The sequence below is a fragment of the uncultured Sphingomonas sp. genome, from assembly GCF_964244235.1.
Lineage (GTDB): Bacteria > Pseudomonadota > Alphaproteobacteria > Sphingomonadales > Sphingomonadaceae > Sphingomonas.
Window position 1 is genome coordinate 13,807 of sequence record NZ_CAXTII010000010.1, and the last position, 20,056, is coordinate 33,862.

A 20,056-nucleotide genomic window follows, 5' to 3' on the forward strand; every position below is an offset into this window, starting at 1 on the left:
TAAATATTTCGCTTCCAACAGCGCTGTATGCGCTTCGGTTCGCCGCATCGTCCGGATCAGTCGCGCGCGAAGTTTCACGGGCTGCCAATAGGTCGCGTCGTCCAGCCGCCATGCCGCGATCGCGCACGCGATCTCGTATCCGCCGATCAGGCGGATGCCGGGCTTTACCCGCCATGACGCCGCTTCGGCGCACACGTTTCATGGCATGCCGGTTGCCAACCGGGTGGAATAGGGTGTGATGCGTCTGGATCGGCGGTTCGTACGTTCATGAGTCGTTTCGGAGAGTTACAGATTGTCCGCCTATCTCAACGCGGTCGCGACCGCGGTTCCAGATCATGACGTGCACGACGCCTTTATTGCATGGGCGCGTGCGCGAATCGAAAAACGGTCGGGCGGGGTGTTCGACCGTATGGTGAGGCGTGCCGGCATCGACCATCGCTGGTCGGTGCTGCCGGTGGGGCCCAATAACGGATCGCCTGTCGCTCCCGGCGGATTCTATGCCGACGATCCACATCCCGGAACGGGCGAACGGATGGCGATCTATGCCGACGCCGCGCCGACGCTCGCCATCGCCGCAATAGATCGATTATCGACCATGTTGTCGCTGGACGGGGTCACGCATCTGGTCGTCGCCAGCTGCACGGGCTTCGTGGCGCCCGGCATCGACCAGATCATCGCGCGCCGCGTTGGCCTGTCGCCGCACGTCGAACGGCTGCTGGTCGGCTTCATGGGCTGTTATGCGGCGGTCGCCGCGCTGCGCAGCGCGCGACATATCGTCCGATCGGATCCATCGGCGCGGGTGCTGGTGATCGCGGTCGAACTGTCGACGTTGCATCTGCAACCCGCGGTCGGGATCGAGCCGCTGCTGGCGATGCTGCAATTCGGCGACGGTGCCGCGGCAGCGCTGGTCACCACGGACCCTGCCGGACTCGCGATCGACGCGCCGTTCGCGATGACCTTGCCGGCATCGGACGACCTGATCCAATGGGCGATCACTGATCGTGGCTTTGCCATGCATCTGTCGGGGGAAGTGCCGGGGCGGATCGGTGCCGCGCTGGCGGATGCCGGTTTCGTCGCCACGCTGACAGGCGGTCGGGATATCGCTTCGATCGATGGCTGGGCCGTGCACGCGGGGGGGCGTTCGATCCTCGATTCGGTAGAGAACGCCCTTGCCTTGCCGCCGACGGCCCTGGCGGCATCGCGCGCGGTGCTCGTGGAAAACGGCAACATGTCGTCCGCGACGCTGATGTTCGTTCTCGCCCGTATCCTGGCGGGGCCGCCGGTCGAACAGGGTGTCGCGCTGGCATTCGGTCCCGGATTGGCCGCGGAAGGCTTCGGCTTCAGGACCGCGCCGTGACGCTTTCGATCCGTGCCGACGCCGAGGAATTGATGGACGCGGACGATCTCGATCCGGCGGTCTATGCCGAGGTTGTCGCCGATCTGGCCAAGGTCAACGTCGTGACGATGGCGGTGCGGCCGACGCTGGCATTCCTGGATCGCGCGGTACGGGGCAAAAGGTTGCGATTGCTCGACGTCGGCTATGGCGATGGTGACATGCTGCGGCGGATCGCGCGCTGGGCGGCCAAACGAGGGATCGCGGCGGACCTGGTCGGGATCGACCTCAACCCGCGAAGCGAGCAAGCGGCGCGCGCGCATACGCCGACCGGGATGGTGATCGATTACCGCACCGGCGATTACGCCGATCTCGCGGCCGAGCCGTGGGACATGATCGTCAGCAGCCTGGTCGCGCACCACATGACCGCTGCGCAACTGGTTGCGTTCCTTCGCTTCATGGAGATGCAGGCGCGCGCGGGATGGTTCGTGAACGATCTTCACCGTCACGCCTTCGCCTATCGGGGCTTTCCGCTGCTCGCCACCATCGCGCGCTGGCACCCGATCGTCCGCCACGACGGCACGCTATCGATCGCGAGGTCGTACCGGCCGGGCGAATGGCGTCCGATCCTGGCAGCGGCGGGGATCGACGATGCCCGCATATTCCGCGCTTTTCCGTTCCGGCTATGCGTCGAACGCCTGCGGTGACCCCGGCGCTGATCGTGGGCGGCGGGCCGGCCGGTGCGGCGACGGCGACGCTGCTCGCGCGTGCGGGCTTGCCGCATCTGCTGCTGGAGCGGACGCGCGAGACCGGTAACGCGCTGTGCGGCGGTTTCCTGTCTTGGCGGACACTCCGATCGCTGGAGACGCTCGGGATCGAGGCGACCGCGCTCAATCCCGATCCGACGCGGCGCGTCCGCCTGTTCGCCGGCAAGCGCATCGTCGAGGCTCCGTTGCCGCGGCCTGCGGTGTCCGTGTCGCGCCACCGGCTCGATACGGTGATGCTGGCACGGGCGATCGCGGCAGGCGCGGCGGTGGAGCGCGGCGTCGCGGTGCGCGGCGTCGACGGCCTGGTGGCGCGAACCGCGGACGGCGCGACGATCGCGGCGGACGCGCTGTTCCTCGCCAGCGGCAAGCACGACGTTCGGGGGCTGGCACGACCGGAGGAGGCCCGCGGGCGCGATCCGACGATGGGGCTGCGGCTGCGGCTGGGGCCTGCACCCGGCCTGACCGCGCTCGTAGGCGACGCGGTCGAGCTGCATCTGGTCGACCGCGGCTATGCCGGACTGGCGATCCAGGAAGATGGCAGCGCGAACCTGTGCATGGCGATCCATCTTTCCCGTCTGACCGCGGCGGGCAGTCCGGAACGATTGCTCGCCGCGCTGGCGGTCGAGGCTCCCGCGCTGGCCGACCGGCTGGCCTATGCGGCACCGTCTCCGGTCATCGATGCGGTTGCCAACGTCCCCTATGGCTGGCGGGTGCGGCATGGCGAGGCGGGATTGTTCCGGCTTGGCGACCAGGCCGGCGTCATCCCGTCGCTCGCCGGTGAGGGCATGGGGATCGCGATCGCCAGCGGGATCGCCGCGGCCAGCGCATATCGTACCGGCGGCGCGGCGAGCGCGGCGGCGTGGCAGCGGTCATTCGCACGTCGGATCGCGCGACCGATCGGGGTCGCATCGCTCGTCCGGGTATTGGGCGAGGGCCGGTTCGCGCCCGTCATCGGTTTCGCGCCCCGCGGGCTGGTCGATCTGGTCGCGCGCACGACGCGGGTCGGATGACCTTGACGACCGCCCCGCGGCGACCGACATCCGCGGGTATGGATCACATCACCCTCTCCGAAGCCGACTGGCGCGAAAAGCTGACGCGCGAGCAATATCACGTCCTGCGCGAAGCCGGGACGGAGCGCGCGTTTGCCGGTGTGCTGACCGACAACAAGGCGGACGGCCTCTACCGGTGCGCGGCCTGCGGCAACGAATTGTTCGACAGCGCGGACAAATATGACTCCGGATCGGGCTGGCCCAGCTTCACCCGGCCGACCGCGCCCGACCGCGTCGCCGATCACACGGACCGCAGCCACGGCATGACCCGGGTCGAGACGCGGTGCGCCCGCTGCGACAGCCATATGGGGCACGTCTTTCCCGACGGCCCGCCGCCCACGGGGCTTCGTTACTGCATGAACTCGATCGCGCTTGCGTTCGAGCCGCGATAGGCGGGTCGAACGGCTTGTAGGGCCCCATTTTAACGCGTATCCGCGGGCGTCCAGATGGCTCGTGCGCGTTCCCCCCGTAAACCTCGTTCGCCCTGGCGTCGCCGGTTCGTCATCCTTTTGCAGGTGCTGCTTGGGCTCGCGGTCGTGGGAGCGATCGCGCTCGGCGTCGCGGTCTATATCGCGGAGGATCAGCTGCCGAGTTTCGAGCAGCTGAAGTCCTCGCCAAACGGCCAGATGATCCGTGTCCATGCCGCCGATGGCACCGTCATCGTGTCGCTTGGACCGAGTTACGGCGAATGGCTGTCCTATGGCCAGATTCCCGACATCATGCGCGCCGCGACGATCTCGGTCGAGGACCGCCGCTTCCGTTCGCATCCCGGGGTCGATCCGATCGGCGTCGCGCGTTCGGTCGAGGTTCGGCTGCAACGCGGGCGCTGGGTTCAGGGCGGCTCGACGATCACGCAGCAGCTGGCGCGCAACGTGTTCCTGTCGAGCCAGAAGAAATTCGGGCGCAAGGCCCGCGAATGGGTCTTGGCGCTCGCGATCGAGCGTAAATTCTCGAAGGACGAGATCCTCGAGCTGTACCTGAACAAGGTCTATTATGGCGGTGGCGCGTACGGCATCGACGCGGCATCGCGCAAATTCTTCGGGCATGGCGCGGACCATCTGAGCCTGGCGGAGGCGGCGGTGATCGCCGGCCTGGTCAAGGCACCGTCCAATTATTCGCCGACGGCGGACGTCCAGGCCGCGATCGGTCGTGCCGGCGTCGTCATCCGGACGATGGAGGAAACGGGCGTCATCACGCCGAAACAGGGTGCCGAAGCCGATGTCGCCGGGTTGAAGCTCGCGCCCGAATCCAGACAGAACAGCGCGCGGTATTTCACCGACTGGGCGCTGCCGCAGCTCGATACGCTGATCGACGAGACGCAGGCCCCGCTCGAGGTCTGGACGACGCTCGATCTCAACATGCAGCGCGTCGCCGACGCCGCGATCCGGCAGAACGTACCGCCCGGCACGCAGGGCGCGCTGGTCACGCTGGACCGCGACGGCGGGGTGCGCGCGATGGTCGGTGGGACCGATTACGTCACATCCAACTACAACCGCGCGACTCAGGCCATTCGGCAGCCGGGATCGGCATTCAAGCTGTTCGTCTATCTGGCGGCGCTCGAAGCGGGAAAGAAGCCCGAGGACATGATCGTCGACGAACCCGTGACGATCGACGGCTGGAGCCCCCGCAACGATTCCCGGCGCTTCAACGGGCAGGTGACCTTGCGCACCGCCTTCGCCTTTTCGATCAACACCGTGGCGGCGAAGCTTGGACAAGAGGTGGGATTTTCGACCATCGCCGACATGGCGCGGCGATTCGGGATCACGACGCCCGTAAATACGCATCCGTCGATGGTGCTCGGCAGTTCCGACGTCCGCCTGATCGACATGACTCGCGCGTTCGCCAGCGTCGGATCGAAGGGGATCGCGGTCACGCCCTACGGCATCACTCGCGTCACCACCAATGGACAGGTGATCTACACGCATGAGGTCGATCGAAGCCATGTCCTGGTCGCGCCCTATGTCGCGGCCGAGATGACCGACCTGCTACAGACCGCGGTCAACACCGGCACTGGCCGCGCCGCGCAGATCGGGCGACCGGTCGCGGGCAAGACGGGCACGACCACCTCGACCAAGGATGGCTGGTTCCTTGGCTTTTCCAGCGGGCTGACGACGGGCGTCTGGATGGGACGCGACGATGCGCGGCCGGTCGGCGGGCTGCACGGCGGTGCCGCGCCGGCGCAGGCGTTCGCCGCGATGATGAAACCGGCGACCGCGGACCGCCCGATCGAGCAGTTCGATACGCAGGTCGTCCTGCCCGACTGGCAGATGGGCAATCAGGAGGACGCGTATTTCGGGCAACCCGACGAAGGGATGCAGGTCGATCCCGACGGCAATCCCGTGACGCCTGCGCCGCGCAGCCAGCCGGGGACGGGCGACGGCGGCGATCAGGTCCAGTCGCTGATCGATCGGGCACCCGATCCCGCACCGCCGCCGGGCGCGGGCCAGGAACTCAACCAGGCCTGGATCGATCATGTAACCGGCCGCGATAACGGCCAGCCGCGGTCCGATGCGCCTGCGCGAAGCCTCCCGCCGCCGCGCCCCGATCAGGACGATCGCCCGAACCAGTGAAGCGCCGCGCCGTGGGTGCGCAGCCACGCGCGTGCCGGTGCCGGGTCTGCGCCGAGCAGCTGCGCAACCAGCGCATGGAACGCCGCGCCGTGGTTCATATGGACACGGTGCGCGACCTCGTGCGCGATGGTCGCGCGGCGGACGAAGCCGGGGGCGAGGATCAACCGCCAGCTATAGCGGATGACGCCGGTGGACGCGCAGCTGCCCCAACGGCCCTTGGCATCGCCGATCGCCACCTTTGCCACCGCGACGCCTGCCGTCGCGGCGAATGCCGCGGTTTCGTGCGTCAGCAGGTCGAGCGCGCATAGCTTCAGCCAGGCCTCGACCCGCCGCGGCAATGTTTCGACCGGACCTTCGCAATCGATCCGGTCGCCTTCGCACTGCACCGCGCGGTGCGGACCCTCGCGCCAAGTGATCGTGAGGCTCTCGTCTGCCACGGGCAGCACCGCCCCGGGTACGAACGGCCGCGGCTGCGGCAGTGCGGCGCGCTGTGCGGCCAGCCATTCCGCCTTGCCCGCCGCCCAGGCAAGCGCGGGTTTCAGCGCGGCGCGGGTCGGCACCACCAGGCGGGCGCGGCCAGTGGCGGGATCGATCGAAAGTCGCGAACGTCGCGCACGCGGGTGGCGGACGATCTCCAGGCCCCCCATCGCGACGGGACCGTTCACAGAATGCGATCGACGATGAAATCCTCGAGATCGTCGCCGACATCGTCCTCGCTGATCGTCCAGCCGCGCACCGACTGACCCGCGCGGTGGACCGCCTCGCGGTCGCCGCAAACCAGATAATGCCATGATGGCAATGGCTGATCCGCCGCGCGCAGGCGGTAGGCGCAGGTCGATGGCAGCCAGTCGATGTCACGGACGTTGCGGATCGTCAGCCGCACGCATTCGGACACATAGGCGCGGCGGTTGCGATAATCCGAACATTGTCCGCTGCGCCGGTCGAGCAGGCGGCAGGCGACGTTGGTCGGGACCAGCTCACCCGTATCCTCGTCCTCCAGCTTGTGGATGCAGCATTTGCCGCAGCCGTCGCACAACGCCTCCCACTGGCCGCGGTTCAGCGTCTCGATCGGCGCTTCCCAGAACGGCGTGCTCGCGCGGTCGGTCATTGGGCCCACCGCCTGATCTCGGTCGCGACCGCCTGCGGCGATTCGTCCGACGGCAGCAGCGCCAGCGGCTTGCCCGCGGGGTCCATGAGATAGGCCTGACGGCTGTGACTCAAGAGATAGCCGCCCCCCGCCGATGCCGCGCCCTTCTGAAAATAGACCGCATAGTCCTTTGCCGTCTGCGCGATGGTGCCCGCACTGCCGGTCAGCCCGATCATCCGCGGATAGAAGGCGGAGACGAACTGCTTCAGCACCGCAGGCGTGTCGCGCGCTGGGTCGATGGTCACGAACACCGGCACGATCCGCGCCGACAGTCCCGGATCGCTCGTGTCGAGCAACCGCATCGCGGCGCCGACATTCTGCATGTCGATCGGGCAGACATCGGGGCAATTGGTATAGCCGAAATACATGATCCGGTAGCGACCGGCGAGGTTCCGGTCCGTAAAGGGCCGGCCGTCCTGATCGGTCAACGCGAAGGGGCCGCCGATCCGCGCGCCCGCGAGCGGCGGCTTCTGCGGTGCCGGCGCGGCATGACAGGCGGCAAGTGCGGCCGCCGTCAGGGGTATGAGCCGAAACATGTTCATGACGTCGCCAGCCTTGATCTGTTAGAGCGTGCAGCGCAAGCATCGCGCGCCCGGCGCGCCGGTCAGATACTAAGGAAGACGCCTTATCATGTCGCTTCGCCCGCTCCTGATCGCCGCCTTTCTCGTCGTCGCCACGCCAGCGCTGGCGCAGCTATCGGGATCGCCGGGATATAAATTCCTCGAGGCGGTGCGCGGCGCGAAGGGCGACGAGGTGATCGCGACGCTCGCCAAGCCCGGCGCAACGATCATCAACACGCGCGACGCATCGACCGGGGAAGGCGCGCTTCACATCGTCGTGAAGCGTGGCGATGCCACCTATGTCCGGTACCTGCTGCAGATGGGGGCCGACCCCAATCTGCGCGACGACAAGGGAACGACGCCGCTATTGTTGGCGGTGACGCAGGGCGAGGTCGATCTGATCCCGATCCTGACCGATGCCAAGGCCAACCCCAATATCGGCAACAGCGCGGGCGAGACACCGCTGATCCGCGCGGTACAGCGCCGCGACGTGACGATGGTGCGCGCGCTGCTTTCGGTCGGGGCCGATCCCGACCAGACCGACGTCATCGCCGGCCAATCCGCGCGCGACTATGCGACGCGCGATCCGCGCAACACCGCGGTCGCGCGGATTTTGGCGGACACACCGAAAAAGGCGAAGCGGGCGGTTGCCGGGCCGAAATTCTGATCGACGTCGCGATCTAACCGTCTCGCCTATTCACCATTACCCCGGATTATCGTGGCGACGGCGCGTCGCGGCCGATCGCATCCGCGACCGCCGCGCCGCGCTTGCCCGGCGGTGCCGGCGGCCCGGTCGTCGTGTCCTTCGAGGTCCGTCGTTCCAGCTGCGAATTCAACTCCGCACCCAGCAGGAAGACAAAACCCGACAACCAGAGCCAGAATTGCAGGACGATGACCGCGCCGAGCGATCCGTAGGTCGCGCTGTAGTTCCCCAGATGCGCGGCGTAGAATGCGAAGGCACCGGTTACCGTCAGCCACAGCAGCGTGGCGATCAGCGATCCCGGGGTCAGCCAGGTCCAGCGCGCATACGATCGGTCTGGTCCGAACCGGTACAGCATCCCGGCCGCGGTCACCGCCATAGCGCCAAGCACCGCATAGCTGAAAATACGGATCGCGGTCAGCGCGATGTCGGGGGCCCATGGCATCAGGCTGTCGAGGAACGCCGTCGCGGTCGTCGATGCCGCGGCACCGAGCGCGAGGATCACGGCGGCGCCGGTGATCGCGAACGCCACCAGATATAATTTGATGAACCCGCGCGTTTCACGTTCCTGATAGGCGACATTGAGCGCGGTGATGAGCGCGGTCGCACCCTGCGTGCCGCCATAGACCGCCAGCAGCAACGCGAGTGCGAGCCCCCAGCCTTTCTTGTCGCCCGATGTCTTGACGATATTGGCCAGCTGATCGCCGATCAAGGTCGCGGCATCGCGCGGCAGGACGCCGAACAGCCCATGGATATTGGCGGCGACGCTCGTCGGCGTCGCGACCAGCCCATAGGTCAACACGGTCGCGGCGAGCAGCGGGACGATCGCGGCGAAGCCCCAGAATGCGGTACCCGCCGCGATCAGACTGAGATTGTTGGTTCCCGCGTCCGCCCATGTTGCCTTCAAGATCGCCCAGCCGTCGTGTCGCAGGATGGTCCAGGGATTGTCGGCACGCCGGATCGTCGCACGGTCCGCTTCGCTGATATCGCCGCCCATCGCCGAAGCCCCCTGTTTGATCCTTGCCCGTCCGCCGATATCGCGATCGGCGGACGGGTCTCGTTCGGCCGCCTCTCAGGCGGGCGCGTCAGGCCGGTTCGACGACCGCGCCCGCCTTTGCGTTGACGGAGGATTTTGCCATGTTCGTCAGCTTGTCGTCGGTCGCATATTCCTCGTCGAGCGTTTCCTTGAAGATCGCGGCGATCTCGTTGCGGCCAAGCTGTTCAGACCAGGCGATCAACGTGCCGTAACGCGCGATCTCGTAATGCTCGACCGCCTGGGCGGCGGCGATCAGCGCTGCGTCGAGGACGGACTTGTCCGCGATCTCGCCCGCCACTTCGTTCGCTTCCTTGATGATGCCGTCGATCGCTGGGCAGGTCGCAGCCTTCACATTCTCGCCGAGCAGTTCGAAGATGCGTTCAAGCCGTGCGATCTGACCTTCCGTCTCGGTCAGATGGGTCTGGAACCCGGCCTTCAGCGCGGGAGCGGTCGCCTTGTCGATCATCTTCGGCAACGCCTTGGTGATCTGGTTTTCCGCGTAATAAACGTCCTGAAGCTGATGCAGGAACAGGTCTTCGAACGTCGCGATGTCTTTCGTGAACAATCCCATGATTGGTTCCTATCGATCTGCGTTAAAAATGCGCGCCAGAGGCAGCACCATCGTCAACGCGCCTATCGTTGCCGCGGTCCATGGATTGATGAAGATCAGAACAAAAAACCCCGGTGTTTCCACCGGGGCCGCTCGTCGCACGGCGGTGGCGACACGGGGGCAACCCCGTGTCGTCGGTCTTGGCTTTTGCGAAGCCGGCCGGCCGTTCGCGTGCGGCTGCGCCCTGCTCCGGCCTACTCGATGACGGGCAGGGTCTCGAACTGGTGGTACGGCGGTGGCGAGGACAGCGTCCATTCCAGCGTCGTCGCGCCGTCGCCCCAGGGGTTATCCGGTGCCTTGGGTCCGGCGAGCAGCGAATAGACGAGGTTGACGAAGAAGATCGCCATGCCGACCGCCATGATCTCGTACCCGTGGGTCGCGATACTGTTCCAGTATTCGTACGCCCCGTTATAGTCCGGAATGCGCCGCGGCATGCCCTGCAGCCCGAGGAAGTGCATCGGGAAGAACATCACGTTCACGCCGACGAAGAACACGTAGAAATGCGCCTTGCCGAGGAACTCGTTGTACATCCGCCCCGACATCTTCGGGAACCAGTAATAAAAACCCGCGAACAGCGAGAATACCGCACCCAGCGACAGCACGTAATGGAAATGCGCGACGACGTAATAGGTGTCCTGCATGTAATCATCGATGCCGCCGTTCGCGAGCACGACGCCGGTGACGCCGCCGACCGTGAACATGAAGATGAACCCGATCGCCCACAGCATCGGCGTCTCGAACGTCAGCGATCCACCCCACATCGTCGCGATCCAGGAGAAGATCTTGATACCCGTCGGCACCGCGATCACCATCGTCGCGGCGGTGAAATACATCTTGGTATCGACGCTGAGCCCGGTCGTGAACATGTGGTGCGCCCACACGACGAAGCCGACCACGCCGATCGCGACCATGGCGTACGCCATGCCCAGATAGCCGAAGACGGGCTTGCGGCTGAACGTCGCGATCACCTGGCTGACGATGCCGAAGCCGGGCAGGATCATGATATAGACTTCGGGATGGCCGAAGAACCAGAACAGATGCTGGTACAGGATCGGGTCGCCGCCGCCCGCCGGATCGAAGAAGGTCGTCCCGAAATTGCGGTCGGTCAGCAACATCGTGATCGCCGCGGCGAGCACCGGCAATGCCAGTAGCAGCAGGAATGCGGTCACCAGCACCGACCATACGAACAAAGGCATCTTGTGGAGCGTCATGCCCGGCGCGCGCATGTTGAAGATCGTCGTGATGAAGTTGATCGCGCCCAGGATCGACGACGCGCCCGCCAGATGGAGCGCAAGGATCGCCATGTCGGTCGATGGCCCCGGTTCGCCATAGGTCGACAGCGGCGCGTAGAGCGTCCAGCCGTTGCCCGCGCCGCCGAAGAAGGGCGAGGCGAGCAGCAGCGTGAAGGCGGGGATCAGCAGCCAGAACGACACGTTGTTCATCCGCGGGAACGCCATGTCCGGCGCGCCGATCATGATCGGCACGAACCAGTTGCCGAACCCGCCGATCATCGCCGGCATCACCATGAAGAACACCATGATGAGGCCGTGCGCGGTGATGAGGACGTTCCAGAGATGGAGCGACTGGTCCAGGCTCTGCGGCCCGCCGTGCAGCATCGACGCCCAGCTGCCCAGATACTGGATACCCGGATGCGCCAGCTCGGCGCGCATCAGCCCCGAGATGCCGCCACCGATGATCCCGGCGCAGATCGCGAAGATCAGGTACAGCGTGCCGATATCCTTGTGATTGGTCGACATGAACCAGCGGGCGAAGAAACCCGGCTTGTGATCGGCATCATGCGCGTGCTCGTTCGGCTGATAGGCCTGGAACGGTGCGAAGGAACCTGACGGATGGAGCGCGGTGTCGGTCATGATGTCAGTGTCCGGCTTGGCCGGCGCCGGCCGGATTGCCGGTCGCGCCTTGAGTGGTGACGGGAGCGGCCGTGGTCGCGGGGACCGTGGGGCCGGAGACCGCGGCGGCGGCATTGCCTTCGCTGGTCTTCACTGCGGATTCGGCCGCGCCGGGCTGCGGGATCAAGGCAGAGGACGGCTTGCCGGGGGTCGGCATCGTGCCGCCCTTCGCCTTCACCCACGCGGCGAACTGCGCCGGTGGCACCGCCTCCACCGCGATCGGCATGAAGGCGTGGCGCGCGCCGCACAGTTCGGAACATTGCCCGAAATACAGGCCCGGCTTCTCGATCGTGAAGCTCGTTTCGTTCAGGCGACCCGGGACCGCGTCCAGCTTGATCCAGAAGGCGGGCACCGCCCAGCTGTGGATGACGTCCGCGCCCGTGGTGATGAGGCGGATCGGCACGCCGACCGGCAGCACGACGCGGTTGTCCGCCGCGAGCAGCCGGGGGCCGTCCGCATCGGTGCGATAGCGTTCGCCCGCCGCGATATCGCCCTTTTCCTTCAGCATGTTGGCGGTGATCTCGAAGCCCCCGTTGTCGGGATAGCTATAGGTCCAATACCATTGGTTGCCCGTCGCCTTCAGCGTGATCGCGCCCGCGGGTGCCGGCTTGTACTGCGCCTGCAGCAGGCCGATCGACGGCACCGCGATCAGGACGAGGATCAGGACGGGGATCAGCGTCCAGGCCACCTCCAGCACGGTGTTGTGCGACGTTTTGGAGGGCGTGGGGTTCGCCGCCTTGCGGAACCGGAAAACCACGACGAAGAGCAGCACCAGAACAAGTGCCGAAACGAACGCGATCGTCGGCACCAGGATGGTGTCGTGCATCCAGTGCGCGAAGCGGCCGTTGCTGGTCACCTGCGGCTGGAGGCCGAAGAGCCTGGCGGTCGGCTGGCCGATGCCGGGCTGCACCGTCATCGCGGGCGCGCCGTCCATCGACAGCAGCGGGCTGGCGGGTGCGGCGGTCGCCGGGGCGGCGGCGGTCGTGGGCGCGGTGGCGACAGTTTTCGCGGGCGCCGCTGCCGCTTGCGGGGCGGCCGGTGCGGCCGCGCCGGCGCCGCCCGCGAAGCCGGCCAGGGCGAGCCCGGCCGCGATCGCCAATGTCCTGAAGCCCATGTTGCGCATCCCTGTCGTCACCCCGAAACCGAACGCCTCGCATCGACCCGGTCCTGGCCGGGGCACGCGGGCTGTCCGGACATGAAAATAGCCGGTTTGGCGATGCCTATACGCGGCAGGGGTGCTTGCCTCAAGCGCCGAGCGGCGGATTCTCGCCCGCGGGTTGCTTTGCGTTGCGCAGGCGCCCGCCGATCCCTAATCGCAGGGGTCCGATCAACGCGCTGCGCTCACCCGCGCGCCAGGGAGCCGATCCGCATGACCGACGACGACGTGCTCGCCGAGTTCCGCGCCGCCGACGCGCTGCTGGAGGGGCATTTCATCCTTTCGTCGGGGTTGCGCAGCCCGCGTTATCTGCAGTGCGCACGCGTATTAATGGACCCGGCGCGGGGCGCGCGGCTGGCGGAGGCGCTGGTCGCCCGGCTTCCGGCGGAGTTGCGCGCGGGGATCGACATCGTCGTCTCGCCGGCGATGGGCGGGGTGATCGCGGGACACGAGATGGCGCGCGCGCTTGGCGTGGAGGCGCTGTTTCTCGAACGGCCCGACGGCGTGTTCGGACTGCGGCGCGGGTTTCGGCTGGCGGCGGGGCAGAAGGTGCTGATGATGGAGGACGTCGTCACCACCGGGCTGTCGTCGCGCGAGGCGATCGCGGCGATCGCGGCGGCGGGTGGCGTGTGCGTGGCGGCGGCGGCGTTGGTCGACCGGTCGGGGGGCGGCGTCGATCTGGGCGTGCCGTTCTTCCCCCTGATCCGGATCGACGTGCCGACCTACGCCCCGGACTCGCTGCCGCCCGAACTGGCGGCGACACCGGCGGTGAAGCCTGGGAGCAGGGCGGCGTGAAAGCACTGATCGCAGCGGTCGCGCTTTCGTCTAGCGTGGGAAGCGCCGTCGCGACGCAACGGACGATCGACATCGTTGGACGGCATATCGACCAGCAGGGGCCTCCTGCCGCATTGAAAGCGGTGGCCGCCAGCGGGTTCGCCGGTCGTGTGCTGGTAGCGCGCGGTGACGAGGTCATCATGCGTGCTGAATTCGGCGAGCCGAATGGCGTGCCCGACACGCGGCCGCAGGAGCAAGGCGTGTACGGCGCGAACATGGTCTGGCCCTGGGCATCCGTGACCAAGCAGGTAACGGCGACGCTGGTGATGCAGGAAGTGGCCCTTGGCCATCTCGCGCTCGATGTCTCGGCCGCGCACTATCTTCCCGGTTTAGCCGGGCGCGTGTCGTCCCCGACGATCCGGCAACTGCTCCAGCACCAGAGCGGGCTGCGTAACGCCGACGACAGTGCGCCAGATACGCTGAGCTTTGCCTGGAAGGGCAAGCCGGGTTTCTATTCGATCGGCCCGACCGGCGTCCGCTGGTGCCTGGCGGCGCGGGGCGCGCCGGGGGGCATATGGCGCTACAATAATTGCGATTACATAGTGCTCGGTGCCGTGCTGGAGCGTGTGACGGGCGAGAAGCTCAATGCGCTGTTCCGGACGCGGATCGCGGTGCCGCTCGGGCTGAAATCGAGCGGATTCGCCCGCGACCCCTCCGCGCCGCATATCCTGTCGGAGGGCTTCTATGCCGGGCCGCTTGTCACGGAAACATCGATCCTCGCCCGCTTTGGCGCGGCGGGTGCCCTGATGGGGAGCGAGGATGATCTGCTCGCGTTCGACCGGGGGTTGCTCGCCGGTAAGCTGCTGTCTGCCGGGGCTCGGGCGACGATGTGGGCTGGGGATCCGAAGCTCGGCTATATGGCGCTCGGCCAATGGGTGTTCGAGGCCCGGCTCAAGGGCTGCGCGAGACCTTTGCGCATCGTCGAGCGGCGTGGCGAGATTGGGCGGTTCGAGGTCCGCAACATCCTGTTGCCCGACAAGGACATGGCGATCATCGCCTTCACCAACCACGCGGGTTTCGATTTCGGCGAAGTCTGGCAGGGCAAAGGGCTATCCTACGATCTGCTGTCCGCAGCAGCCTGCCGATGACCAAGCATCTCCGTCTCGGCGTCAACATCGACCACGTCGCGACCGTCCGCAACGCGCGCGGGGTCGGCTATCCCGATCCGGTACGCGCGGCGATGATCGCCGCCGCGGCGGGGGCGGACGGGATCACCGCGCATCTGCGCGAGGACCGGCGGCACATCACCGACGACGATATCGCGCGGCTGGCGGCGGCGCTGACGATCCCGCTCAACCTGGAAATGGCGGCGACCGACGAGATGCTGGGCATCGCGCTGCGCCACCGCCCCCACGCCGCATGCATCGTGCCCGAAAAGCGCGAGGAGGTGACGACCGAGGGCGGACTGGACGCCGCCGGGCAGTTCGATCGGCTGGCACCGATGGTGCGTTCGCTCGCGGCGGCGGGTACCCGCGTGTCGCTGTTCGTCGAACCCGACACGCGCCAGATCGACGCGGCGCTTCGGCTGGGTGTGCCGGTCGTCGAGCTTCACACCGGGCGCTATGCCGATCTGAAAGGCGAGGATCGCGCGACCGAACTGTGCCGGCTGGCGGATGTTGCGGCACTGGCGACCAAGAACGGGATCGAGGTGCATGCGGGGCACGGGCTGACGTTCGACAATGTCGGCCCCGTCGCGGCGCTCCCGCAGGTCCGCGAGCTGAACATCGGGCATTTCCTGATCGGCGAGGCGCTGTTCGTCGGACTGGGCGACGCGGTGCGGCAGATGCGTGAAGCTATGGATGCGGCGCGTGCTTGAATTCCTCTCCCTTTGGGAGAGGGAGGGAACTGCGCAGCGGCGGAAGGGTGAGGCCAGGTTAGATGTCCCACCTGTCCTCACCCTTCCCACCGCTTCGCGGCGGGCCCCTTCCCTCTCCCATGGGGAGAGGGAGAGATGATCCTCGGCCTCGGTTCCGACCTGTGCAACATCGACCGGATCCAGGCGTCGCTCGACCGGTTCGGCGACCGGTTCGAACAACGCGTGTTCACCGCGGCGGAACGCGCCAAGGCGGCGAAGCGGCCGTTCACCAAGGCCGGGACCCTCGCCAAGCGCTTCGCCGCGAAGGAGGCGTTCTCCAAGGCGGTCGGCACCGGCTTCCGGCGCGGAGTGTTCATGCGCGACATCGGTGTCGTGAACGCGCCCTCCGGCGCGCCGACGCTGGTGCTGACGGGCGGGGCGAAGGCGAGGCTTGACGCGATGATACCCGACGGCCACGGCGCACGCGTACATCTGACGATGACCGACGATCATCCCTGGGCACAAGCCTTTGTGATCATCGAGGCGGTCCGGGAACCGGCGATATGAAGGACGTGGCCTTGGACGGTGAAGACGGCACGGCCCGGCCGGGCGGCGACGGCATGGCCGCCGATGGCGTCAGCGCCGACGGCAGCCACGCGACAGCCAGGCGCGGCACCGATTGGTGGGGCGAGATCAAGGGCATCTTCTGGCTGATCGTGATCGTACTCGGCTTCCACAGCTTCGTCGCCAAACCCTTCTACATCCCGTCCGAATCGATGCTGCCGGGGCTGCAGGTCGGCGACAGGCTGGTCGTCAGCAAGTTCACCTATGGCTGGTCGTTCGTTTCACCGACGATCCCGAACCCGGTTGCCATCTTCGACAGCCTGGTGCTGCACGAGCCCGAGGAAAGCTGGGCGTTTCAACTTCCCTTCATCCATGGCCGGCTTCTCGGTCGCCTGCCGGAACGGGGCGATGTCGTGATCGTGACGCCGCCAGGCACGAGCAGCGACTATATCAAGCGCGTCATCGGCCTTCCCGGCGACCGGCTCGAGGTGCGCGGCGGCACGGTCATCCTGAACGGCGTGCCGGTGAAGCGCGGCCCGAAGCATGACGTGGATATCGCGCGCTACGGCGGTGACATGACGCCGGACGGTGAAACCTGCGGCGGTGGAACGATCGTGCCCAATACCAAGGGGTACAATTCCTGCCGCCTTCCGGTGGTCACCGAAACGCTGCCGGGCGGGCGCACCTTCGATACGGTCGACGACATCGATGGCAGCCAGGGCGACGACTATCATGTGGGACACCCCATCACGATTCCGGCGGGCCATGTCTTTCTGATGGGCGACAACCGCGACCACAGCGCCGACAGTCGCTTTCCGCTGGGCGGCCTCGAACGCGGTCTGGGTGGCCCGGTGCCGTTTGAGAACATAGGAGGTCGCGCCGAATTCATCACCTTCAGCCTTGACGCTACCGCGGGATGGAACCCGTTGACGTGGTTCGGATCGCTCCGCGGCAGTCGCGAGGGTCAGTCGCTGCACCCGCAAAACGTCGCGCCGCCGGCCGCTGGCAAATGAGCGGCGACGCACCAGGCGACACGGGCCCCGTGATCGTCCACGCGCTGGCCCCCAGCGAACTGACCGACCCGGCGATCCGCGTCGAGCTGAAGAAGGCGAGCGTCTGGCTCGGGCTGATCGCGGCGATGGCACTGGTCATCGTGCTGATCCAGCCGCTGCTGATCATCTTCGCAGGGCTGGTGTTCGCGGCGATGCTGGACGGCGGCGTCCGGCTGCTCGGACGGGTGCTGAAGATCGGGCGGGGGTTCCGGCTGCTCATCATCGTCCTGCTGGTCGTCGCGTTTCTGCTAGGCACCTTCTATCTGATGGGCGTCCAGCTGACCGATCAGTTCGCGCAGCTCCAGGCGACGGTGATCGCGCAGGTCGGCCGGGTGACCGGCTGGCTGACCGGCAAGGGGATCATGCCCGGCGCGTCGGACATCAACGGCATGCTCCACCAGGCGGCGGGGGAGGTCGGCAAGCTGACATCCTGGGTCGGCAGCGCGCTCGGCGTGCTGACGACGGTGGTGTTCATCCTCGTGCTCGGGCTGTTCTTCGCGATGGAACCGCGCATCTACGAACGCGGGCTGGTGTGGATGGTGCCGAGCGACAGCCGCGCCGAATTCGCGGTGACGACCAAGCGGATGGGATCGACGCTCCGCCGGCTGCTCGCCGGACGGCTGGTGGGGATGGCGGCGGAGGGCGTGCTGACCGGGATCGCGCTGGCGACCGGCGGCGTGCCGATGGCGCTGGTGCTCGGCATCATAGCGGGGATCATGGCGTTCGTCCCCAATATCGGCGCTTTCGTGACGGGCGCGCTGATGATCGCGGTCGGGTTCAGCGCCGGACCACATACCGGTCTGTGGGCGCTCGCCACCTGGGCGATCGTGCAGAGCTTCGACGGCTATGTCGTCGTCCCGATCGTCGCCCGGCGGACGGTCGACCTGCCGCCTGCATTGACGCTCAGCATGCAGATCCTGGCGAGCGCGCTGTTCGGTATCCTGGGGCTGATGCTGGCGGACCCGATGACGGCGCTGCTGAAGGTCGCGCTGGAACGCCGTTCCGAACGGCAAGGCGAGATCGAGGGGCGTTAGGCGGCGTGACGTTGGTGCTGCACGATTACTGGCGTTCCTCGGCCGGCTACCGCGTACGGATCGCGCTGAACCTGAAGGGCGTGGCCTATGACCGGATCGCGGTCGACCTGATCGGCGGTGCGCAAGGCCAGGCGGCGAATCTGGCGGTCAATCCGCAGGGGCTGGTGCCGACGCTGGTCGCGGGCGGGGTACCGCTGACGCAGAGTCTCGCGATCATCGACTGGCTCGACCGGACCTATCCCGATCCGCCGCTCTACCCCGCCGACCACGCCTTGCGCGCACGGACGCTGGCGATGGCGCTGGCGATCGTGGCGGACATCCATCCAATCGACAATCTGCGCGTGCTGCGGCGGCTGGGGGTGCAGTTCGGCGCGGATCAGGCGGCGAAGGACGATTGGTATCGCCACTGGGTCGTGGTCGGACTGGGCGCGCTGGAGGAGACGGCGCGGCACGGCGACGGGCCGTTCCTCGGTGGCGCGGCGCCCGGTGTCGCCGACCTGTGCCTGGTGCCGCAGCTTTACAACGCGCGCCGGTTCGCGGTCGCGCTGGACGATTGGCCGCGGCTGCTGGCGGCGGACGCGGCGTGCACGGTGCTGCCCGCCTTTGCCGCCGCGCATCCCGATCGCTTCAAGCCATGACGAGGCTGTGGAACAGGGCGAGATAACGCGCCGCCGAATCGGCACCCGGCGGTACCACCGGTGCCGGGCGTACGACGTCGTCGGCGAGCCAATGGTCGAGCGCTACGACGAGCGCGTCCTGATCGTCGCACTCGACGATGCTGCCGAGCGAGGAATCGGTCACGATCTCGTCCACCGCCACGCTGGACCGTGTCGCTACGACCGGGGTTCCGACCGACAAGGCCTCGCGCAGCACCCCCGGCACGCCTTCATATTCGGACGGCAGCGCCAGCACGCACGCGCGCGTCATCGCCGGGAAGGGATCGGCCGCGTGACCCGGCAGCAGCACGCGGTCCGCCACCCCCAGGGCCGCCGCCTGCGCCTGTAGCGCGGGGCGTTCGGGTCCGTCGCCCAGGATCGTGAGCAGGATGTCCCGCCGCGCGAGCCGGGGGAGGGCGGCGACCAGCCGGTCCCAGCGTTTCTGAACGACCAAGCGACCGACCCCGAGGATATAGGGCCGGTCGGTCGCGACGGCAGGCGGCGCGGCCTGGACTCCGGGACGCGCGGGCGGATGCGCCATCGCGGGCGGGTTAGGGATCACGCTGGTACGCCCCGCCATCCGCATCGCCGCCGCCGCCGCGATCCCGGTGGCCGCGGTCATCGCCACCGCCTGATCCAGGAAACGGCCGTGCAGCGCCATCCAGGCACGATATCCCGCGGCGAACAGCCGGCCATGATCGGCACGATCGGGCGCGTTCGACACCTTGCCGACGATCGGTGGACGCGAACCGCGCAGCCACAAAGCGGTCCAGGCGGCGACCGCGGTATAATGATTGCCGGGGCAGAACAGGATATCGGGGCGCCGCCGCCGGACGATGGCGGGCAACGCCAGCATCGCCAGATAGCGGCGCGACCCGATCGCCACGCGCTCGACCCCCGCCGGGACGTTCGCCATCAACGGCCCCTCCGCTGCACCGACCACCAGCGTCACCCGGTGGCCGGCGGCGATCCACCCCGCCGCGAGCCGCAACATCGCCAGCTCCACCCCGCCGCCGCGAAGCGTCTGGGCGTAGGTCAGGATGTGGAGACGAGTCGGTTCCATGGTCATGGGCCGTGCTGCTATACCGGCTTGCGCGCCGGGCGCGAGGATGCGTTCCGCGACCCGCGGTGATGATGTTGCGCGGATCGCGTCGAGCGCGCAAGGGATGGCCCGTGTCGTATCCGCGCGCGGCGTCGTTCATCCGCGGGCAATATCGCATATCGTCTAGCCCCGTCGCGCGATCCGTCGGCAACAACGAGAACAGCATGCGCAAGGCAATCCG

21 protein-coding genes are annotated in these 20,056 nt (G+C 67.4%); 13 read left to right on the plus strand and 8 right to left on the minus strand.

What is annotated here, in order from left to right; all coding sequences use genetic code 11:
* Positions 1 to 409: 409 nt before the first annotated feature.
* The 5 genes from ACFE7D_RS03325 to ACFE7D_RS03345 are packed head-to-tail and all read left to right on the plus strand — an operon-like array spanning position 410 to position 5,719.
* Positions 410 to 1,357: a type III polyketide synthase gene (locus ACFE7D_RS03325; protein WP_375394044.1), complete on the plus strand. Its 948-nt coding sequence runs from the start codon at positions 410 to 412 to the stop codon at positions 1,355 to 1,357.
* On the plus strand, positions 1,354 to 2,040 hold the full coding sequence (locus ACFE7D_RS03330) for a methyltransferase domain-containing protein (protein ID WP_375394009.1): 687 nt from the start codon (positions 1,354 to 1,356) through the stop codon (positions 2,038 to 2,040). The genes ACFE7D_RS03325 and ACFE7D_RS03330 overlap by 4 nt, the downstream gene beginning before the upstream one ends.
* Positions 2,019 to 3,110: an NAD(P)/FAD-dependent oxidoreductase gene (locus ACFE7D_RS03335; RefSeq protein ID WP_375394010.1), complete on the plus strand. Its 1,092-nt coding sequence runs from the start codon at positions 2,019 to 2,021 to the stop codon at positions 3,108 to 3,110. Before ACFE7D_RS03330 ends, ACFE7D_RS03335 begins: the two co-directional genes overlap by 22 nt.
* Before the next feature lie 38 nt (positions 3,111 to 3,148).
* On the plus strand, positions 3,149 to 3,541 hold the full coding sequence (msrB, locus tag ACFE7D_RS03340) for a peptide-methionine (R)-S-oxide reductase MsrB (RefSeq protein ID WP_375394011.1): 393 nt from the start codon (positions 3,149 to 3,151) through the stop codon (positions 3,539 to 3,541).
* Between the two features lie 54 nt (positions 3,542 to 3,595).
* Entirely contained in the window at positions 3,596 to 5,719 is a 2,124-nt protein-coding gene (locus ACFE7D_RS03345; RefSeq protein ID WP_375394012.1) for a transglycosylase domain-containing protein, read from the plus strand.
* Here ACFE7D_RS03345 and ACFE7D_RS03350 read toward each other — a convergent pair.
* Genes ACFE7D_RS03350 through ACFE7D_RS03360 form a run of 3 tightly spaced genes read right to left on the minus strand, consistent with a single transcriptional unit; the run spans position 5,695 to position 7,408 of the window.
* Positions 5,695 to 6,366 carry a M48 family metallopeptidase gene (locus tag ACFE7D_RS03350; protein WP_375394045.1) on the minus strand — a complete coding sequence of 224 codons (672 nt, stop codon included), beginning with the start codon at positions 6,364 to 6,366 and terminating at the stop codon, positions 5,695 to 5,697. The genes ACFE7D_RS03345 and ACFE7D_RS03350 overlap by 25 nt on opposite strands.
* A 14-nt stretch (positions 6,367 to 6,380) precedes the next feature.
* Positions 6,381 to 6,827, minus strand: coding sequence for a YcgN family cysteine cluster protein (locus ACFE7D_RS03355; protein WP_375394013.1), 447 nt, complete (start codon positions 6,825 to 6,827; stop codon positions 6,381 to 6,383).
* Positions 6,824 to 7,408: an SCO family protein gene (locus tag ACFE7D_RS03360; RefSeq protein WP_375394014.1), complete on the minus strand. Its 585-nt coding sequence runs from the start codon at positions 7,406 to 7,408 to the stop codon at positions 6,824 to 6,826. Before ACFE7D_RS03360 ends, ACFE7D_RS03355 begins: the two co-directional genes overlap by 4 nt.
* 88 nt (positions 7,409 to 7,496) lie before the next feature.
* On the opposite strand from ACFE7D_RS03360, the gene ACFE7D_RS03365 reads away from it, so the two are divergent.
* Positions 7,497 to 8,093, plus strand: a complete 597-nt coding sequence (locus ACFE7D_RS03365) for an ankyrin repeat domain-containing protein (RefSeq protein WP_375394015.1) — start codon at positions 7,497 to 7,499, stop codon at positions 8,091 to 8,093.
* A gap of 46 nt (positions 8,094 to 8,139) precedes the next feature.
* Here ACFE7D_RS03365 and ACFE7D_RS03370 read toward each other — a convergent pair whose 3' ends face one another.
* From ACFE7D_RS03370 to coxB, 4 genes are all read right to left on the minus strand, one after another.
* A complete protein-coding gene (locus ACFE7D_RS03370) occupies positions 8,140 to 9,123 on the minus strand; it encodes a YihY/virulence factor BrkB family protein (protein ID WP_375394016.1) in 984 nt (327 codons plus the stop codon).
* Positions 9,124 to 9,211: 88 nt separating this feature from the next.
* The gene (locus tag ACFE7D_RS03375) at positions 9,212 to 9,733 is read right to left on the minus strand and encodes a ferritin-like domain-containing protein (RefSeq protein WP_375394017.1); all 522 of its coding nucleotides are present in this window, start codon (positions 9,731 to 9,733) and stop codon (positions 9,212 to 9,214) included.
* A gap of 233 nt (positions 9,734 to 9,966) precedes the next feature.
* Positions 9,967 to 11,643, minus strand: a complete 1,677-nt coding sequence (gene ctaD, locus ACFE7D_RS03380; RefSeq protein ID WP_375394018.1) for a cytochrome c oxidase subunit I — start codon at positions 11,641 to 11,643, stop codon at positions 9,967 to 9,969.
* A gap of 4 nt (positions 11,644 to 11,647) precedes the next feature.
* A complete protein-coding gene (coxB, locus tag ACFE7D_RS03385; RefSeq protein ID WP_375394046.1) occupies positions 11,648 to 12,805 on the minus strand; it encodes a cytochrome c oxidase subunit II in 1,158 nt (385 codons plus the stop codon).
* 246 nt (positions 12,806 to 13,051) lie between these two features.
* On the opposite strand from coxB, the gene pyrE reads away from it, so the two are divergent.
* The 7 genes from pyrE to maiA all read left to right on the plus strand — a co-directional run bounded on the left by pyrE (position 13,052) and on the right by maiA (position 18,755).
* The gene (gene pyrE, locus ACFE7D_RS03390; RefSeq protein WP_375394019.1) at positions 13,052 to 13,633 is read left to right on the plus strand and encodes an orotate phosphoribosyltransferase; all 582 of its coding nucleotides are present in this window, start codon (positions 13,052 to 13,054) and stop codon (positions 13,631 to 13,633) included.
* A 35-nt stretch (positions 13,634 to 13,668) separates the two neighbouring features.
* Complete coding sequence (locus tag ACFE7D_RS03395; RefSeq protein ID WP_375394020.1) at positions 13,669 to 14,760, plus strand: serine hydrolase domain-containing protein; 1,092 nt, start codon at positions 13,669 to 13,671, stop codon at positions 14,758 to 14,760.
* Positions 14,757 to 15,488: a pyridoxine 5'-phosphate synthase gene (locus ACFE7D_RS03400; protein WP_375394021.1), complete on the plus strand. Its 732-nt coding sequence runs from the start codon at positions 14,757 to 14,759 to the stop codon at positions 15,486 to 15,488. Before ACFE7D_RS03395 ends, ACFE7D_RS03400 begins: the two co-directional genes overlap by 4 nt.
* A 135-nt stretch (positions 15,489 to 15,623) precedes the next feature.
* Positions 15,624 to 16,034 carry a holo-ACP synthase gene (gene acpS / locus ACFE7D_RS03405; protein WP_375394022.1) on the plus strand — a complete coding sequence of 137 codons (411 nt, stop codon included), beginning with the start codon at positions 15,624 to 15,626 and terminating at the stop codon, positions 16,032 to 16,034.
* Positions 16,035 to 16,087: 53 nt separating this feature from the next.
* Positions 16,088 to 17,044 carry a signal peptidase I gene (lepB, locus tag ACFE7D_RS03410; RefSeq protein WP_375394047.1) on the plus strand — a complete coding sequence of 319 codons (957 nt, stop codon included), beginning with the start codon at positions 16,088 to 16,090 and terminating at the stop codon, positions 17,042 to 17,044.
* Complete coding sequence (locus ACFE7D_RS03415; RefSeq protein ID WP_375394023.1) at positions 17,041 to 18,117, plus strand: AI-2E family transporter; 1,077 nt, start codon at positions 17,041 to 17,043, stop codon at positions 18,115 to 18,117. Before lepB ends, ACFE7D_RS03415 begins: the two co-directional genes overlap by 4 nt.
* Positions 18,118 to 18,122: 5 nt before the next feature.
* The gene (gene maiA, locus ACFE7D_RS03420) at positions 18,123 to 18,755 is read left to right on the plus strand and encodes a maleylacetoacetate isomerase (RefSeq protein ID WP_375394024.1); all 633 of its coding nucleotides are present in this window, start codon (positions 18,123 to 18,125) and stop codon (positions 18,753 to 18,755) included.
* On the opposite strand, the gene ACFE7D_RS03425 is transcribed toward maiA, so the two are convergent.
* Positions 18,745 to 19,836 carry a glycosyltransferase gene (locus tag ACFE7D_RS03425; protein WP_375394025.1) on the minus strand — a complete coding sequence of 364 codons (1,092 nt, stop codon included), beginning with the start codon at positions 19,834 to 19,836 and terminating at the stop codon, positions 18,745 to 18,747. The genes maiA and ACFE7D_RS03425 overlap by 11 nt on opposite strands.
* Positions 19,837 to 20,056: the final 220 nt, after the last annotated feature.

Bases quoted from the DNA above. Each gene is read 5' to 3' on its own strand.
- ACFE7D_RS03325 (WP_375394044.1), top strand. From the start codon at position 410: ATGGTGAGGCGTGCCGGCATCGACCATCGCTGGTCGGTGCTGCCGGTG.
- ACFE7D_RS03335 (WP_375394010.1), top strand. From the start codon at position 2,019: ATGCGTCGAACGCCTGCGGTGACCCCGGCGCTGATCGTGGGCGGCGGG.
- msrB (WP_375394011.1), top strand. From the start codon at position 3,149: ATGGATCACATCACCCTCTCCGAAGCCGACTGGCGCGAAAAGCTGACG.
- ACFE7D_RS03345 (WP_375394012.1), top strand. From the start codon at position 3,596: ATGGCTCGTGCGCGTTCCCCCCGTAAACCTCGTTCGCCCTGGCGTCGC.
- ACFE7D_RS03350 (WP_375394045.1), bottom strand. From the start codon at position 6,366: ATGGGGGGCCTGGAGATCGTCCGCCACCCGCGTGCGCGACGTTCGCGA.
- ACFE7D_RS03355 (WP_375394013.1), bottom strand. From the start codon at position 6,827: ATGACCGACCGCGCGAGCACGCCGTTCTGGGAAGCGCCGATCGAGACG.
- ACFE7D_RS03360 (WP_375394014.1), bottom strand. From the start codon at position 7,408: ATGAACATGTTTCGGCTCATACCCCTGACGGCGGCCGCACTTGCCGCC.
- ACFE7D_RS03365 (WP_375394015.1), top strand. From the start codon at position 7,497: ATGTCGCTTCGCCCGCTCCTGATCGCCGCCTTTCTCGTCGTCGCCACG.
- ACFE7D_RS03370 (WP_375394016.1), bottom strand. From the start codon at position 9,123: ATGGGCGGCGATATCAGCGAAGCGGACCGTGCGACGATCCGGCGTGCC.
- ACFE7D_RS03375 (WP_375394017.1), bottom strand. From the start codon at position 9,733: ATGGGATTGTTCACGAAAGACATCGCGACGTTCGAAGACCTGTTCCTG.
- ctaD (WP_375394018.1), bottom strand. From the start codon at position 11,643: ATGACCGACACCGCGCTCCATCCGTCAGGTTCCTTCGCACCGTTCCAG.
- coxB (WP_375394046.1), bottom strand. From the start codon at position 12,805: ATGCGCAACATGGGCTTCAGGACATTGGCGATCGCGGCCGGGCTCGCC.
- pyrE (WP_375394019.1), top strand. From the start codon at position 13,052: ATGACCGACGACGACGTGCTCGCCGAGTTCCGCGCCGCCGACGCGCTG.
- ACFE7D_RS03400 (WP_375394021.1), top strand. From the start codon at position 14,757: ATGACCAAGCATCTCCGTCTCGGCGTCAACATCGACCACGTCGCGACC.
- acpS (WP_375394022.1), top strand. From the start codon at position 15,624: ATGATCCTCGGCCTCGGTTCCGACCTGTGCAACATCGACCGGATCCAG.
- lepB (WP_375394047.1), top strand. From the start codon at position 16,088: ATGGCCGCCGATGGCGTCAGCGCCGACGGCAGCCACGCGACAGCCAGG.
- ACFE7D_RS03415 (WP_375394023.1), top strand. From the start codon at position 17,041: ATGAGCGGCGACGCACCAGGCGACACGGGCCCCGTGATCGTCCACGCG.
- ACFE7D_RS03425 (WP_375394025.1), bottom strand. From the start codon at position 19,836: ATGGAACCGACTCGTCTCCACATCCTGACCTACGCCCAGACGCTTCGC.